Raw genomic sequence first — 16,174 nt, 5'->3', positions numbered from 1 at the left:
TTATTATCTTGAAGTACCCTTAAATAACTTTCCTTTTCATGCCGTGGCCGCATAGATAACGGCAAGGAGGATTGCGATAAGACCAAACTCCCAGTGCCCCATATTCCAGCCAAGGAAGGTGGCCACGAACACGAACACAAATACCAGGAGCGCCACAGACTTCTTATGCATCAGAAAGTCAATAACAGACCTTGTGAAGGGTGAGGGGATGAAGTAGCCGTATATTCCATCTGCAACATCAAATATCATGATTGATGTGGGGTTCCAGAGCTTTATGCTGTCGGCAATCTGGGCCCTTTCACCGGCCTCCCGCCTGGTCTTCCCGATACCCACCCTTATGTTGGCTCCGTTGTCCATTGCATGCCATGCGGAATCTATCCCCGCCCTCAGAGCCATGTCCTTTGTGGGAAAGTTTGCTATGAGGTCGTCCCCGCCCTCACGGTAACCCTCGATCTTTCCCCTGCAGTCATTCTCCATGTAGGCCTTTATATCGTTCATTATCTCAACAAGGCTGTCACGTCCGAACCTCTCTATGAAGCCTGTTGAGTCGATCATGTCAATGAAGAGGTAGTTGTCACGGTATGAGGGGGTGCCCGAGACTGGTTCAAATTCACTGGTGAATATTATGGCAAATTCACCTCCCAGCTTTGTGAAACCAACACCCGGGACCTCACCTATCTCCCTGTTGAGGTTTATGGCCCTCTCAATTGCCGCTGCCCCCGTCATCCCGGCGGCGGCCCTGACATTTATCCCCCTCTTGCTTCCTGCGCCTATCAGTTTTATGGCGACCCTTATGGCGTCGTTCTTGGAGAGGAACCTTGCGAGTATCTCGCTTGAACTCTTCTCTATGATCCTCCCCTTCTCCTTCTCTATTATGGACACGAATTCATCCATTATGCGTCCGCCGTTGAAGACCTCAATGTAGAGGTAGCGGTCGCTTCCCATTATTATGTTGCTGAGGAGCGCATACTCGTCAACCCTGTTCTCTGCAGGTTTGAGTTCGATGAACTTTCTGTTCTTGGGGATGTTGTCGGTTCCAAGTTCCCTTGTGAGGTTATCGAAGATGTTGCTGGTGTTTATATGGGCCCTTTCTATCTCTATGAGCATCGTCTTTGTGTAGTTGAGCATTTCCACGTATTCCCTTTCTGTACTGTTGGTGGGCATGTACTTGGTCCCGATACTCAGAACCCTGTGTCCTATGAAAAATCCCAGTATCTTCCTTAGCAGATAATCCATGACCATCAATCATTGCCTCCCTTTTCAAGAACCACGTCGAATTCCCCTGGCTTCTCAAGCAGCATGCTGGGTTTAACAGATACTATGGGGAACCTCCATGATCCTATCCTGGCTGCGATTGTACTTGCTATGTTCCTTGAGTTCTTCTTAACAAAACTGTAATCGTGATCATTTATGGTTATGTTAACGTTGTAGGGGGCCTCCTCCATGACGTCCTCAGAGTACATTATGTTCAGCTCAAATGTGCCTGGTTTCAGGAAGAGGTCGTTCCTTACAGCCACCAGGGGGGCGTGCTCCAGTTTGAGCCTGTCACCAACCGTTACAGCAATGTTACCTGCGTACTTCACCGCCTCCCTGTAGTCCCTGGGGTGCACCAGCACGAATATTATGTAGTTGCTGGTCCGCTCCACCTCCTCCACCATGCTCATGAACTTCTCAAAGAGGGGGAGCTTCATGAATATACCCTCAAGTTTGGGTTCAAGGCCCTCCTCCTGACTCCTGCTTATCCTGTCAATGGCCTCCTTGGCTATGGCTATCCCGCTGAGTTTCTTGCCCCTTTTGGCCTTATATGAGTCTATCCTCTTTTTCTCGAATTCCTTGAGGGTCTCGTTGCAGATTTTCTGGAGGATGTTCTTAACCTTCTTTGGCTTTCCAGAGGTCCCTATGAGGATCCTGTCATCCCTGAATGTGTAGGGTATCCTCCTGCTGTTTATGTCCTGAAACTCGTCCTTGTACTCCCTGAATACGTCATTTGAGAGTATCTTGGCATCTTCCTCCTCGGCCATCTTGAGTATGAAGTGATCAGCCGTGGTACCTGAGGGAACCTGCTGGAATTTCCCCTCATCAAGGAGTTTCCTGAACTTCTCCTTATCATCTATCTCATGGCGCAGGGATGCGTCGGCAATTATAACAGGTTCATAGCCGAGTTTTTCAAGCTCCTCTGCCGCTGACAGTATATTCTCTATGCATGGCCTATCATCGTCGTTTTTCCTTGAATGGGCGACGTTCGATGCATCTATAATTACCCTCAAGTAACCACCTGAATGAGATTATTCCCGCAGGCTATGGGATGCCAGTTCAATCCTTTCTCCCTGAACCTGGTTGAGAACTATTCTTATAGAATCCTCAGTAATGTAATATGTATTATATGAATTAATATCTTTACCCCTCAGTTTAAGGGATGAAACCGTCCCGGCGGTTACAAAGAAAGTGTCCTCAACCCTCCAGACATGGGGGACATGCTTGTGGCCCGATATCACCAGGTCAGCGCCCTTCCTGATTATTGAATAGAGTATGTCCCCTGCATCTGCAAGTACGTTCCTCTCACGGCCTGTCTTGGGAACAGGTATTATGTGGTGGTGGAGGGCTATAACCCTGAAATGTCCCCTCTCTGAGGCCCTCTCAAGTTCCTCCTCCATCCAGATCTGCTGGGACCTCCCTATCTTGCCGTAGTCGAGGTCAGGCTCACTGCTGTCAAGTCCTATTATTGTGAGGTTATCCAACACAAAGGTCCCCTTCCTGTACCTGAAGACATCCTCAAAGGTCTCGTTTCCCACATGTCTTGCATCATGGTTCCCTGGAACAAATATGTGGGGCCCCTTGAGGTCGCTGAGGTACTCGGCGGCCTGCAGGAATTCAAGGTAGTAGCCGTTATCTGTAAGGTCACCGGTTATAACGGTTGCGTCAGGTTTAAGCTCATTTATCTGTCTTATGGCCTCGAGGAGTATGTCCTCCTTGAAGTTGGGTGCGCCCACATGGAGATCCGAGATATGGGCTATTAAGACCATCAGCTCAACCTCATAATGGCCTCTGCCAGGTCACCCCCGGTTTCCTGAAGGGCCCTGGTGGCTTCTTCCCGGCTTACACCGGTCTGGTTCATGACAAGTTCAATGTCATCCTCGGGTATCTTAACCTCAGCTTCAAGGTCACGTTCACGGGCCTTGCCGGTCACCTGATAGGTCTTCTGGCCCATGAAGTCCATGACATTCACGCGGGGATTTTTTATTATGATCTCCTTCTTCTTGAGTTTGATCACAACCTCCTCAACGCCACGGAGGTCCTTCATATCCATTCCCATCTGCTTCATGGCCCTCTGCATCTGTTTCAGCTGCTTCGGGTTCATTCCCATGCCCGGTATCATTTAAAATCCTCCTTTCCTGGTTTTCACTGCCTGGCCATGGTTGAGGTCCATCATCTCCTCGGCACAGAGAAGTGCCCTGCCTGTGGCCAGAAGTTCATCATGAGCATTAACAATTAAAACTTCATCGCCGGCCCTTATATTATTGTCGCAGTCAATTATAAACTTTGCAAATACACTCCTGCCCTCCCTTGCAAATGGTTCAGACTCCTCATTCACGGCCACCCTGCAGCGGGGGTAGGCTGTGCCATCATGAAGTCTCCTGGCACCCTCGGCTGAGAGCACAAAGAGGCCGTCAGATGCCCTCATGGTGCATATCAGTTTTTCTCCTGAGTATATGTGCCTTATCTTCCCTGTGTTACGGCTCCTCTCAATCCTCACATCATCAGGGAAAAGGGCATCGCCGGCCCCCTCGCCGAACTGGTACTCTGCAATCATCCTTATGCGGTCAAGGTCATCAACATAGGTCTCCACCTCCCCTGAATAGATGTGTGGAAGCTGAAGTCCGAGTTCACTGCAGAGGTCCTCACTGATGATCACATCCCCCTCAAGGTCGAGTATCAGTTCCCTCAGGAAGTGCCTGGCCTCCAGGTCCATGATACCCGGCGCATCGCTCTGGGCAAGTGGGTAGACCTGGTCAAGTTCAAGGGGTATGAGGCCAAAGGGCACGTCCGCAACCACAACACTCCATTCTCCATCAGCCTGGGGTTTCATTGAGCGAAAACCACTGATACTGGAGGGTAAACTGGATGAGTAGGGTTTCCTTGATGGGCCTGCGATTGCCATCCTTCCCTTCAGGTTTTTCTTAACCCACTGAAGATACCTGTGAACCTCAACACGCCCCAGTGACTCTGGTCCAGTGTAGAAGAATGCTGAGCGTTTGGACCTTGGCTCGAATCTCTCAGAGAGTTCAACGTAAGATGACATCCTCCTGTATCCCTCAAGGAGCCTTGGATGTGCCCTGCATCTCTCCTCAACAAGTTCCATGAGGCTCCCATCATAAATTGCCTGGCGGACCTTCCTTATCTCTGCAAAGCTCACATGGAGGTTGTGTTCAGCTATGAGGTTCCTTCTATCCTCAGCCTCCATCCCGCGAAGCTCAGATGGGGTATAATCCGTGCATACCCGGCATGAGCACGGCATTTCCTGGAGGTTCTCAAGTTTATATGTCCCCTCTGTGCTCAGAAGACGATCATCCTCTGCATAGAGTATGTAGGCCGCCGAATCAAAGAGGTCGCATCCCATGGAGGCAGCGAGGGCAAATATCATTGGATGCCCAGCCCCCATGAGGTGCCTTGGCCTTGATGGTGGAAGTTCTGAAACAGAGGATAGTACAGCGTCAACCAGCTCCCTGTACCTGTAGGACTCCATGAGAGGTACGACGGCACCTATGGGGTGGAGCTCCACCGGGAGCTCTGCAAGCTGTGAGGCGCAGTACCTTCTGAGGTCAGGGTGGGTTGATCCCTGTACAACGGCATTGAGCATCATCCTCTCCCTGTACTCAAGGGACTCCCTGGCCCTTTGAAGTGTGATCTCAACCTCCTCAAGGGCCCTCCTGTGGCTCACACCAGGCGGAGTCGGTATATCCAGGGACGTCCCTATGTCTGTGCCTATCTCATCCTGGAAGCGGACTATTTCATGGTTTTCAACCTCAACGTCGCCGTACTCTGAGAGCTGAAATGAACCCGAATCCGTCATTACAGGCCCATCAAAGTTTATGAGTCCATGGACACCCTTTCTCAGTGCCTCGTCCCTGAGTTCAGGGTTCCTGTAGATTATGTATGCATTGGTTATCACAATCTCAGCGCCGAACCTCTTAACGTCGATTGTCTGCTTACCTGGGTGTATAACAGGCATCAGCGCCGGTGTCTTGACATCTCCATGTTCTGTCTTGAGTACACCTGTTCTTCCCAGGTTGTCCTTTGATCTTATCTCAAACATGAAATCCTCCCGATATTAAACCATTAAACTCATCGAATCCGCTCTGAAAATATGAAATACCTTAAATGTTAAACCTTAAACTCAGTGAATCCGCTGTGAATAAATATACAATCAGTTATCTTATATTAACGCATTGAATCCTTTAATAATTACAGTAGAACTCTACAAAACCCGATGAAACTATCAGATTGAATTCTCCTGTATCACCCTCTGAAACTGGCCACTTCCAGCAGTCTCCTCCTCATTGAGAGTATCCTTTCCCTTGAGGTTGTCACCCTTTCCTCTCCACAGCCACATACACATTCATCCATCTGTGGGCATATTATGTAGAGTGCCTCCCCTCCCTTCGTATCGGATATGCCCATCCTCTCAAGGTTCCGCCTGACTCTGCGCCCGATCCTGTCCCCTTCAACGGATACTCCAAGGTATATGGGGGTTTTGACTGCGGATGATATCCTTGTAACACCACGAACCACCATGCGCTCAAGTCTACGTCTATCAATTATGGTTTCACCATCTGAAGAAAGTGTGGGATCCCTGTAGGGTACCCCTGCATCACTGAGGGCCACCATTCTCTCATCCCTCCAGTCCAGGGGCTCTTTAACCTTTGAGGGATCCCCTGAGGCCAGTGTACCTGCTGACTTCCTTCCAAATACCGGACCGGCACCAATATGGAACCCCACATCTATAAGGGCGGATCTCAGGGGAGCCGCGGAGGTGTAGGTTGCAAGGACTCCATCTGGCTTTATAACCCTGGCTATCTGTGATAGAAACTCCACCGTGTAGAGTTCAGGTGAAACCCCGGGACTGAATGCGTCAAGGAAGATGGCGTCATAGTATTCAGCCTCAAGTTTCTGGAGCGTCTCCCTTGCATCCCCGCAGTGAACCCGCAGGGTGACCTCAGGGGGTGGTGGGGGAGATGCCCTCATGCCGATGATTCCCATATCCATAAGGCGGTCCTCATAGGCAGCCCTGACAAGTTCATGGGATTTTACTGGTGATGGGACTATGAGGGCCGCTGCCATTGTCTCAGGGGAGACCTCCACCATGTCCACTGTAACCTCACCGGCAGATGTGAATTCAAGGAGAGCCGCTGTATTATATCCGAGGCCAGAACAGAGGTCAAGAACCCGGATTTCCTCTGCATCAAGTGGTATCGAGGGCCTTACAAATTTTTCAAAGGACTCTGTTATGGCGCCACTCCTTGTGTGCATGGCCTCCCCCCCGGAATCTGACTCCATGGTGTATGAGCCATCAGAGGTTCTTATGAAACTATCTGAAAGTGAACGCCATGCTTCAGTTCGCCTGTTTATCCCATCCTGGCGCTCACTTTCAAAGTAATTTCTAACAGCCCTCAGAACATCATCCCTTGGTGTGAGTACCATGTTAAATGATCCAGTGCATTTTAACTTAAAGTTTGCCCTTCCTATATTCTGGGCCTGTAGGGCACAACCGAGAATCTTACCCTGAATTGGGTTCCATCCTCCATATCCATTTCAAGGTCCCCGTCCAGCTGATCCACAAGGCCACCTACAAGTTTCAGGCCCAGTGAATCAGACTCCTCAAGTACAAAGTCGGGTGGAAAACCCACACCATTATCTGAGATGGTGAGTGTGAAGTCATTACCCTCTGATTCCAGTTCCACTGTGATCTCTCCCCCCTCACTGAATGCATATTTCACGGAATTTGTGATGAGCTCATTTATTATGAGCCCGAGGGGCACGGCTGTCTCGATGGGGAGAGTCACATCCTTCGCCGAAATCCTGAGTTCTATTCCCGCTGCATGGTAGCTGTCCAGGATGGATGATGTGAGCCTCTCAATGTAGCGCCTCATGTCGATGCTGGTTATATCCTCAGATTCATAGAGGAGTTCATGTACAAGGGCCATGGATTGAACCCTGCTCTGAAGGTCCAGGAGGGGTGCTGGATCCTGGATCTCAGATAACTGGAGGTTTATGAGGCTTGAGATTATCTGGAAGTTGTTCTTGACCCTGTGGTGCACCTCCCTCAGCAGCGCCTCCTTCTCCCTTAGGGAGGATCTCAGCCTCTCCTCATACTCCTTTCTGAGGGTTATATCCCCGCATATTATGACAACCTCACCGGTTGAGAGCCTGTATATGTACACTTCAAGCCATCTCTCACCACGTTTAACCTCAGGGAGGTGCAGTGGCTCATCCTTCTCAGTCACCATTTCAAGGGCTTCTCTGATACTGGATTCTGCGATTCCTGGAAGCGCCCTCTCAAGTTCCATTCCCTTCACGTCCCCGCAGACGACACCCTCCATCTCCTCAGCGGCAGGATTCATGGATAAAACCCTGAAACCTCCTTTAACAGGAGCTAAAGCGATTACCCCTGCATTCATGTTCCTGAAAAGCTCCCTGAACTTCTCCCGGCTCACCCTGAGGGCCTCCTCTGCGAGTTTATGCTCATGTATATCCCTCAGGCCGAAGACGTAGCCACTGATAACACCATCTCTGCGGATGGGCCTGTCAACGTACTCCACCCACCTGTAGCTTCCATCTGGCCTTTTTATCCTGAATGTTGCCCTGTGCATTTCCTCATCGCTCATGATAAGTTCCCTGACATTTTCCCTGTCATCCGGGTGCACGTAATCCAGAAAATCGATGGCGGACCTGTTGATGAGGTGGCTATGTCCGTAACCGGTTATGTTCTTCACTGATGGGCTGAGGTATCTGAATTTGAAGTCCCTGTCAAATTCTCCGAGGCCATCAGCCATGTGCTCTGTGAGCAGCACAAGGCGTTCCTCCCTCCTTTTAAGTTTTTGTTCCATCTCCTTTATCGGCCTTATATCTGAGCCTGTGAAGAGGAGGCCGACGTGTTCACCCCCACTTCCATGGATGTGCCCGGCGGATACAACAACGGGTACCACCCCATCCCTTGATTTGAGGGCTGACTCCACCATGGATCCCATCATCTCAGATAGTTTACCCTCAAATTCCATTACCTCATCTATCCTCCTCCCCAGAAGTTCCGCTGCACTGAAACCCGTTAACCTCTCGGCTGCCGGGTTAACATAGGATATCCTGAATTCAAGGTCTGTTATGATGAGAAAACTGTTCATGCTCCTTACAATATCCATTGCTGCATTTATTGGACTGAGTACTGGTATGTGAAACCTCAGCACACCGTAGGCTATGATGGAGACTCCAGCTGCAGCAGAAGGGTTTGTGAGTGATGGAACCTCAATGCCCATAAATGGAAGCACCAGATCAGTGAGGAACCCGGTTACAATGGGAAGTATAAGGCCAGTGAAAAGGTAGAGTCCCTGGGTCCTCCCTTCACGTGAGGAGGACCTGAGGTGAATCACAACAAGTATAAGTGCAATTATCCCAACAGCGAGTCCCCAGATGTTTGAAAGGTCATATGCTGCTGATCTGGATGATAGGAAGGTCCAGCCCCATGTTGTAAGCAGTGGGCCGGCTGTTATGAGGCCGGTTGTCAGTTCAAGGGCTGAAAATATAAATGCAGGTACGTAGAGTGCTGCGAGAGTGTACCATCTCCTCATTCTTCCTGTGAATATCATTACCATGTGAAGGATCACAGGAACCACGAATGGCCAGAGGAACCCCATCCTAACCCAGAAGGCTGCCATCCCATAGGATTCAGAGATGTAAAGGCCGAAATCTGTGAGTGAAAGGTATGCGACGAGTGCCGAAAAAGCAAGAAGTGTCCTGTTGAAACGGCTCTCAGGGTTCTTCACAAAGATGTATATTCCAGAGACGGTTGCAGTCACAAAAGCAGTGATTGAAATCAGGGCCAGTGGATTCATAGGATCCCCCTCAATTACATGTATAGTGATATATGTATGTATCTAGTATTAAATCAATATTCACATTTATGTGATATCGTAACTTTAAGATCATGAAAATTAAAAGTAATATGGATACAGTGGAGTAATAATTAATAATATGAAAGTTATCCCCGCTTTCACAGATTGAATTTTCAAAATTTGAGATAGAAACGATTCAACCTCTTAAATCTCCTTTAAATCAGATCATCTGACCCTTTTTAATTCTTCATAGATTCTTGGTACTATTTTATCCCACGTATATTCATCTACAAGTTTTCTATATGATTTTTCCGCGATCTGTGACAGCGATGAAGTATCCATCTCTAGTATTCTGCTGAGCTTTTTTTTCAAATCAGCTGAACTTCCGCCTTTAAATAAAAATCCATTTTCTCCGTCCTCTATGACATATGGTAAATCCCCAACATCTGAAACAAGAACTGGTAGTTTTGCAGCCCATGCCTCTAAAACTGTAAGTGGAAAACCCTCATAGAGCGACGGTAAAATAAAAAGATCAGCATTAACATATTCTTCTATAAGATCACTCCCACGTTTTTCACCCCTGAACTCAAAAATATCCTCAAGTCCATATTCACAAACCATAGAACAAAGTTCACTGCGTTGAGGCCCGTCACCAACAATAATTATCCTTACATTTTTCTTTTCAAAAAGATTTTTAAGATCTCTGGAAGCATCTATAAGGATCTTAAGTCCCTTTTGAGGATGTAATCTACCGACAAAGAGTATATTGAAAGTTTTCTTATTCTTTTTACTTTTAGCTTTAAAATTTAAGTGATCAACCCCATTAGGGATGTATACGGGCTCATTAACATTTTCAAAGTTTAGAAAATCCCTATCAACAGTTATTTCAAGATCATATTTTATTTTCGTCTGGAGGATGTCTTCAAGAAAATAAATAATCTTTCCTGCAAGAGTTTCATTATACATTTCATTGATTACCCTAACACCACTCCCATGGACATGATAGACAGAAGGGACTTTCAGTATAAATGATGTCAATTTGGCAATAATACCCGGTAAATTTGAATGAGCATATATTATCTCATAATCACTCTTTTTATTTTCCTTTAATAAGGTAAAAAAAACTTCAATCAGCCAGATTAATCTATCTTTAAATTTCCATTTCTTTTTTTTACCAACATGGATTATCCTGAAATTTTCATTTCTTTTTTCAACCTCTGGACCTGTGTAGCCCTCGAGATTCATTACAAAAAGGTCTATCTTACAATCGTAATTTTTAGATAATCTTTTACAGACTTCATAGGCAACTACTTGTCCCCCTCCACATATAGGCTTCCAGGCCTCTATTACCATCGCAATTCTCATTTGGTCCCCTCAAATATGTTTTAAGAATCGGTTTTATAATACCTTGTTAATATGGGATAGTATACATAATTCAACGAATCATATTTGTAATTTTGAATCAATAAAACTAGAATCAAATAAACATTTCGATACTAAAGACCTTGAATTGACCTGGAATTCCTGAATTCATTAAAAATACAATTTTTGATAAAAGTGATCCTATGACAGAAACATATATAATAACCCCGAATTTAAATGGGTGCAGATTTCTCCATGGATATTTCACATCAATCCTCAAACAGACTTATAATAACTTCAGAATAATTTTCATCGATAATGGATCATCAGATGGGTCCGTTGATTTTATAAAGAAGAATTTTGGTGATCTAATCAATCAGAAGATCCTCTTAATTGAAAATGATAAAAATCTCGGATTTGCGGCATCAAACAATCAGGGGATAAGGGTCGCGATGGCTGACCCCCAGTGCAGGTACATAGTCTGCCTCAACAATGACACCGTGGTTCTCCCGGATTTTATAGAAAACCTCATCAAAGAAGCCGAAAGAAGTGAGAATACAGGTAGCGTTCAGGCAAAGATGATATGGGGTCAGAAGAAGGATCTGATGGATTCAGCGGGCCTTGAATACTCAAAGAACGGTCTTGGGTTCAACAGGGGCGCCTATGAACCCGTGGAAAATTTTGATGAACACAGCAGAATCCTTGGGTGCTGTGCCGGCGCCTGTTTATACCGGAAGGAGGCCCTTGAGGATATCGAAGTTGATGGCGAGTATTTCGATGAGGATTTCTTTGCCTACTATGAGGACTTTGATCTTGCACTCAGACTCAGGAATGCAGGGTGGGACTCCTGTTACACTCCAGAGGCCATAGTATACCACTACAAGGGTGGTACCAACCCATTCATAAGTGATTTCACAGTCTATCATAACTGGAGAAATTACACATGGACCTTCATCAAAAATATGCCCCTCAAACTTCTCTTGAAGTATTTCCCCCTTTTCATTTTCACGGAGATCCTGCAGGTTTTCCTGAATCTGAAGAGAAGAAAGTTCGTCATCCTCAGAGCAAAGTATGATGCCTACAGAAACCTAGGCCAGATTATACGTAAAAGAAAAAAAGTGAAGATGGTTCCAGATAGCGACCTTGAAGAGTATCTTATAATGAGGTGGAATGTCAGGGTCCCCAAAATTGAAGAATAACTGTTACTTAAAGGCTGTTTACCATCCTATTCTCCATCTCCAACCAGATAGTAAACAATTCCAGTGAATACCGGCATCACCACAAGTAAAATCGTGGCAGGGAGTGCAACTGCAGGTGAAAAGTAGGTGAGGGCCACACCAACAGGGATCACACCATCACGCATACCCGCCGTGTAAACATATGCGGCCCCATCATCCCCTCTCAGCCTCCCGAGAATGAAGCCGTAGGTGAAACCTGCAAGTAGCATCACAGACACCGTAATGACAATCTCCATGACCCCACCATTTCTCACTGAACCTGACATGTGGGCAACCGCGACAACGATTATAACAAGCCCGAGTATCGCCGAGAGGAAGTTAAGGGTCTTCCTTGCAGGTATGAACCTCTCCTCCTCAAGCCTCAGAATGAGGGCAGCCACAGCGGGCAGGAACACTGTGAAGACAAGGAGTTCAAATACCCTGAACGCCACCGAAGGTGAGGCCACACCCATTAGGTAGAGGACAGCGGGGTAAACTGCAACAGATAGGAGCATGGATGTAAGGGCAGCTGAAAGGGCGGGGGTGCCGTCACCACCGGATAGTTCGGTCCAGAGGGCCGCGACAACCGGGGATGGTGCAAACGAGAGGAGTATTATTCCAGCAACCATATCACCGCTGAAGTTGAATATCTTAATAAAAAGGAACCCCAGAATTGGGTATAACAGAAAATTGGACACAGAGACCAGTCCAAGGAACTGGGGGTGGTGTATGATCCTCCCAAAGTCCTCCAGGCTGTGTTCAATGACAAGGGAGAACACCAGCAATGCAAGAAGCAGGGGCGTGTAACCTGAGAAAACTGAAAACTGGGGGAACAATAGACCTGTGAGGACGCATAGGAGCGTCAGGGCCCCATAGTACTTCTTTATGGTTCCTGTCATCTCCATCATTCAACGGTTACACACTTTGCAAGGTTCTTTGGCTTATCAGGGTCAAGTCCCCGCTCAACACTCACATAGTATGAGAGCAGCTGCAGGGGAACGATGTACACAAGGGGTGATAGTACCTCATCGACCTCAGGGCTCAGACCTATGAAGTCATCGGCCTCCTTCCTTAGGGCCTCATCAAGGGTGCTCCCAACACCTATAACCCTCGCACCCCTCGCCCTGACCTCCTCAACGTTGCTCAGGGTCTTGTCATGGCATGGCCCTGGGGGTGATATGGCAACAACAGGCACCCCATCATCGATGAGTGCCAGGGGCCCATGTTTCAGTTCCCCTGCAGCATAACCTTCCCCATGGATGTATGTTATCTCCTTGAGTTTAAGTGCGCCCTCAAGGGCTGTTGGATATGAGAATCCGCGCCCTATGAAGAAGAAGTCGCTCACGTTGCTATAGCGGGATGCAAGCCCCCTTATATTATCCTCATCCCCAAGGGCCTCCTCCATGATAGCAGGGACCCTTTCAAGTTTCTCAATGAGCTCAGGGGCCCCCATGGCAGCCACAAGCATGTATATAATGGTAAGCTGGCTCACATAGGTCTTTGTGGCTGCAACACCTATCTCAGGACCCGCCCTCGTGTAGAGGACATGCTGGGCCTCCCTTGTTGCTGAGCTTCCAAGGACATTGACTATCGCCAGGGTCTTGGCCCTTGAATTTGCGGATCTCAGGGCATTGAGGGTGTCGGCTGTTTCACCTGACTGGCTTATGAATACTGCAAGGGTCCTGTCTGTAAGGGCACGTGCAGAGTACCTGAACTCACTTGCAAGGATGACATCAGTGGGTATGCCCAGGATGCTCTCAAAGAGGTACTTGCCCACCAGTGATGCGTGGTAGGAGGTTCCGCAGGCAACAAAACATACCCTTTCAACCTCACCTATCTCCTTCACCACCCGCATAACATCCTCCATCTCTGTGAGGGTGTCCCTGACGGCCCCTGGCTCCTCATGTATCTCCTTGATCATGAAGTGATCGTATCCTGCCTTTTCAGCCATATCAGCTGTCCAGTCAATTAAATGGACCTCCTTACTCACCGTGTTACCATCAAGGTCCCTTACCCTCACATCACCGTCAATTATGACCATCTCACCGTCATCCAGGTATATGATGTTCTTGGTGTGGTTCAGGATGGCCGGGACATCCGAGGCCAGGAAGAACTCGCCATCACCAACACCGACTATGAGGGGGCTCTCCTTCCTTGCGCCCACCACCCTGCCGGGTTCCCTGGAGGATATGGCTGCAATGGCATATGCGCCCTTAAGTTTTCTGAGTGCTGTGGCTGTTGCGGCTTCAAGGTCCATACCCTCATCCATGTACTTCTCTATGAGGTGTGGTATCACCTCTGTGTCTGTCTCGGACCTGAAGACATGGCCCTCTGATTCAAGCTCCTCCTTAACCTCCAGGTAGTTCTCTATTATACCGTTGTGAACGACCGCTATCTCCCCAGTGCAGTCTGTGTGGGGATGGGCGTTCTCAGCGGTTGGAAGGCCATGTGTGGCCCACCTGACATGGGCTATCCCCATGCTGCCTGGTAGATCAGCGAGATCCAGTTCTGAGTCCACCTCGTCGATTTTACCCCTGTCCTTCTTGATATTTATCATTGGGTCTGCCGTTGCAATACCTACAGAGTCATAGCCCCTGTACTCAAGTCTTCTGACGCATTCTAGGAGTACCGGCGCCGCCCTGTTATCTTTGAGTATACAAGCCACAATGCCACACATTCAATCACCCTTAGAAGCATGATAAGGTTCACAAGATTATATAAACTGAATCGTAATATAACTCTAATAAGATTTACACATATATAAGTCTTAGAGGAGAGATTTAATCTCAAGGCTTTAAAAGTGATAGTATGAACGTGAAAATAGACGGCCCACTCTACAGTGGTAAGGCAAAGGATGTTCTCATGACAGATGACCCTGAAATCGTTGCCGTGAGGTTCAGGGACGATATAACCGCAGGTGACGGTGAAAAGAAGGACACCCTTGAAATGAAGGGCTACTATAACTCTGTTATTTCAGCCAAAATATTTGAGGTCCTTGAGGAGGCCGGTGTACCAACCCAGTACCTGGAACTCCCGGAACCCGGCTGCATGCTCGCAAGGAAACTTGACATGATACCCATAGAGGTTATACTGAGGAACATTGCAGCGGGAAGTATTGTTAGAAGGTTCCCCTTCACTGAGGGGCAGGAATTCAGGCCCCCCATCATACAGATGGACTACAAGAGCGATGAGCACGGCGACCCAATGCTCAATGAGGACATAATCCTCGCCCTTGGTATAGCAACCAGTGATGAGATCTCAGAGATAAGGAGCATGACACTTAAGATAAACGACGTCCTTGTGGAGTTCTTCAGAGAAAAGGGCATAATTCTGCCTGACTTCAAACTGGAATTTGGAAGGGATTCCTCTGGAAGGATACGTCTGGGGGATGAGGTGAGCCCTGACACCTGCCGCCTCTGGGACATGGAGACCGGTAAACCCCTGGACAAGGACATATTCCGCCGGGGAGAGGAGGGCGTTGTGAGCGCCTACAGAAGGGTTGCTGAGATGATACTTGAGAGGGAAGACATTGAAAGATGGAACGTTAAGATCTGAGGTGATGGGATGAAATTTATGGTTGAGGTCAGAATAAGGCTCAAGAAGGGTATGCTCAACCCGGAGGCGTCCACCATTGAGAGGGCCCTGGCACTCCTTGGATATGAGGTTGAAAATACCGATACAAGTGACATAATAACATTCACCATGGATGAGGAGAGCCCCGAGGATGTCAGGCGGGAGGTGGAGGATATGTGCCAGCGCCTCCTCTGCAACCCTGTTATCCACGACTACGAATTCAGTATAACGGAAATGGAAGGCTGAAACATGAGGGTGGGAGTTATAAGGTTTCCTGGATCCAACTGTGACCGTGACGTTTACCATGTCCTGGAACTTGCCGGGGCAGAGCCCGAATATGTATGGTGGAATCAGCGGGACCTGGGACACCTGGACGCGGTTATAATCCCCGGGGGATTCTCATACGGGGACTACCTGCGTGCAGGTGCAATTGCAGCCATAACCCCCGTTATGGACGCTGTTAAGGAGCTTGTGAAGGAGGAAAAACCGGTTCTTGGAATATGTAATGGTGCACAGATCCTGGCGGAGGTCGGACTTGTCCCGGGGGTCTTCACCGTCAATGAGCACCCAAAATTCAACTGCCAGTGGACCAGCCTCCAGGTTAAGACCACGAGAACCCCCTTCACACGGCTATTCAGACGGGATGAGATTATAAGGATGCCTGTTGCCCATGCAGAGGGGAGATACTACCATGAAAACGTCAGCGAGGTCTGGGATAACGACCAGGTCGTGCTGCAGTTCCACGGTGAAAACCCCAACGGCTCCCTTGATGGGATAACAGGGGTCTGCGATGAATCAGGACTGGTATGTGCTGTGATGCCCCACCCTGAAAGGGCCTCAGAGATGATACTCGGATCAGAGGACGGCTTCAAATTTTTCAGGGGCATAATGAAGATCTGATTCAGAGCAAAAAGGTGA

The 16,174-nt window shown here is 48.1% G+C and carries 14 protein-coding genes; 4 read left to right on the top strand and 10 right to left on the bottom strand.

Annotation, left to right across the window (positions count from 1 at the left end):
* Positions 1–36: 36 nt before the first annotated feature.
* The 8 genes from AB9H23_RS01695 to AB9H23_RS01660 form a co-directional block, all read right to left on the bottom strand.
* Positions 37–1,242, bottom strand: coding sequence for a hypothetical protein (locus AB9H23_RS01695; protein ID WP_370005899.1), 1,206 nt, complete (start codon positions 1,240–1,242; stop codon positions 37–39).
* Positions 1,242–2,267: a Zc3h12a-like ribonuclease gene (locus AB9H23_RS01690; RefSeq protein ID WP_370005160.1), complete on the bottom strand. Its 1,026-nt coding sequence runs from the start codon at positions 2,265–2,267 to the stop codon at positions 1,242–1,244. The genes AB9H23_RS01695 and AB9H23_RS01690 overlap by 1 nt, the downstream gene beginning before the upstream one ends.
* An 18-nt stretch (positions 2,268–2,285) precedes the next feature.
* On the bottom strand, positions 2,286–3,023 hold the full coding sequence (locus tag AB9H23_RS01685) for a metallophosphoesterase (RefSeq protein ID WP_370005158.1): 738 nt from the start codon (positions 3,021–3,023) through the stop codon (positions 2,286–2,288).
* Positions 3,023–3,376: a nascent polypeptide-associated complex protein gene (locus AB9H23_RS01680; protein WP_237780173.1), complete on the bottom strand. Its 354-nt coding sequence runs from the start codon at positions 3,374–3,376 to the stop codon at positions 3,023–3,025. The genes AB9H23_RS01685 and AB9H23_RS01680 overlap by 1 nt, the downstream gene beginning before the upstream one ends.
* On the bottom strand, positions 3,377–5,314 hold the full coding sequence (gene tgtA / locus AB9H23_RS01675; protein ID WP_370005156.1) for a tRNA guanosine(15) transglycosylase TgtA: 1,938 nt from the start codon (positions 5,312–5,314) through the stop codon (positions 3,377–3,379).
* Between the two features lie 203 nt (positions 5,315–5,517).
* Positions 5,518–6,699 (bottom strand): tRNA (5-methylaminomethyl-2-thiouridine)(34)-methyltransferase MnmD, encoded by a 1,182-nt coding sequence (locus tag AB9H23_RS01670; RefSeq protein ID WP_370005154.1) that lies wholly within the window; start codon positions 6,697–6,699, stop codon positions 5,518–5,520.
* 41 nt (positions 6,700–6,740) lie between these two features.
* Positions 6,741–9,104, bottom strand: coding sequence for a PAS domain S-box protein (locus AB9H23_RS01665; protein ID WP_370005152.1), 2,364 nt, complete (start codon positions 9,102–9,104; stop codon positions 6,741–6,743).
* 225 nt (positions 9,105–9,329) lie between these two features.
* Positions 9,330–10,469: a glycosyltransferase family 4 protein gene (locus AB9H23_RS01660; RefSeq protein WP_370005151.1), complete on the bottom strand. Its 1,140-nt coding sequence runs from the start codon at positions 10,467–10,469 to the stop codon at positions 9,330–9,332.
* Between the two features lie 200 nt (positions 10,470–10,669).
* On the opposite strand from AB9H23_RS01660, the gene AB9H23_RS01655 reads away from it, so the two are divergent.
* On the top strand, positions 10,670–11,665 hold the full coding sequence (locus AB9H23_RS01655) for a glycosyltransferase family 2 protein (protein WP_048175007.1): 996 nt from the start codon (positions 10,670–10,672) through the stop codon (positions 11,663–11,665).
* Between the two features lie 26 nt (positions 11,666–11,691).
* Here AB9H23_RS01655 and AB9H23_RS01650 read toward each other — a convergent pair whose 3' ends face one another.
* Entirely contained in the window at positions 11,692–12,582 is an 891-nt protein-coding gene (locus AB9H23_RS01650; RefSeq protein WP_160323344.1) for a bile acid:sodium symporter family protein, read from the bottom strand.
* A gap of 5 nt (positions 12,583–12,587) precedes the next feature.
* Positions 12,588–14,360 carry a glutamine--fructose-6-phosphate transaminase (isomerizing) gene (gene glmS, locus AB9H23_RS01645; RefSeq protein WP_321211762.1) on the bottom strand — a complete coding sequence of 591 codons (1,773 nt, stop codon included), beginning with the start codon at positions 14,358–14,360 and terminating at the stop codon, positions 12,588–12,590.
* A 131-nt stretch (positions 14,361–14,491) separates the two neighbouring features.
* Here glmS and purC point away from each other — a divergent pair, with 131 nt between their 5' ends.
* From purC to purQ, 3 genes are read left to right on the top strand one after another with little or no spacing between them, the layout of a single operon-like run.
* On the top strand, positions 14,492–15,238 hold the full coding sequence (gene purC, locus AB9H23_RS01640; RefSeq protein WP_321211761.1) for a phosphoribosylaminoimidazolesuccinocarboxamide synthase: 747 nt from the start codon (positions 14,492–14,494) through the stop codon (positions 15,236–15,238).
* Between the two features lie 9 nt (positions 15,239–15,247).
* Positions 15,248–15,502 (top strand): phosphoribosylformylglycinamidine synthase subunit PurS, encoded by a 255-nt coding sequence (purS, locus tag AB9H23_RS01635; RefSeq protein WP_237780164.1) that lies wholly within the window; start codon positions 15,248–15,250, stop codon positions 15,500–15,502.
* Between the two features lie 3 nt (positions 15,503–15,505).
* Entirely contained in the window at positions 15,506–16,156 is a 651-nt protein-coding gene (purQ, locus tag AB9H23_RS01630; RefSeq protein WP_321211760.1) for a phosphoribosylformylglycinamidine synthase subunit PurQ, read from the top strand.
* The last annotated feature ends 18 nt before the right edge of the window (positions 16,157–16,174 follow it).

The organism is Methanothermobacter sp. KEPCO 2 (assembly GCF_041228365.1).
GTDB lineage: Archaea > Methanobacteriota > Methanobacteria > Methanobacteriales > Methanothermobacteraceae > Methanothermobacter > Methanothermobacter marburgensis.
The sequence above is the reverse complement of the archived record's forward strand: the minus strand, read 5'-3'. Positions and strand labels throughout refer to the sequence as shown.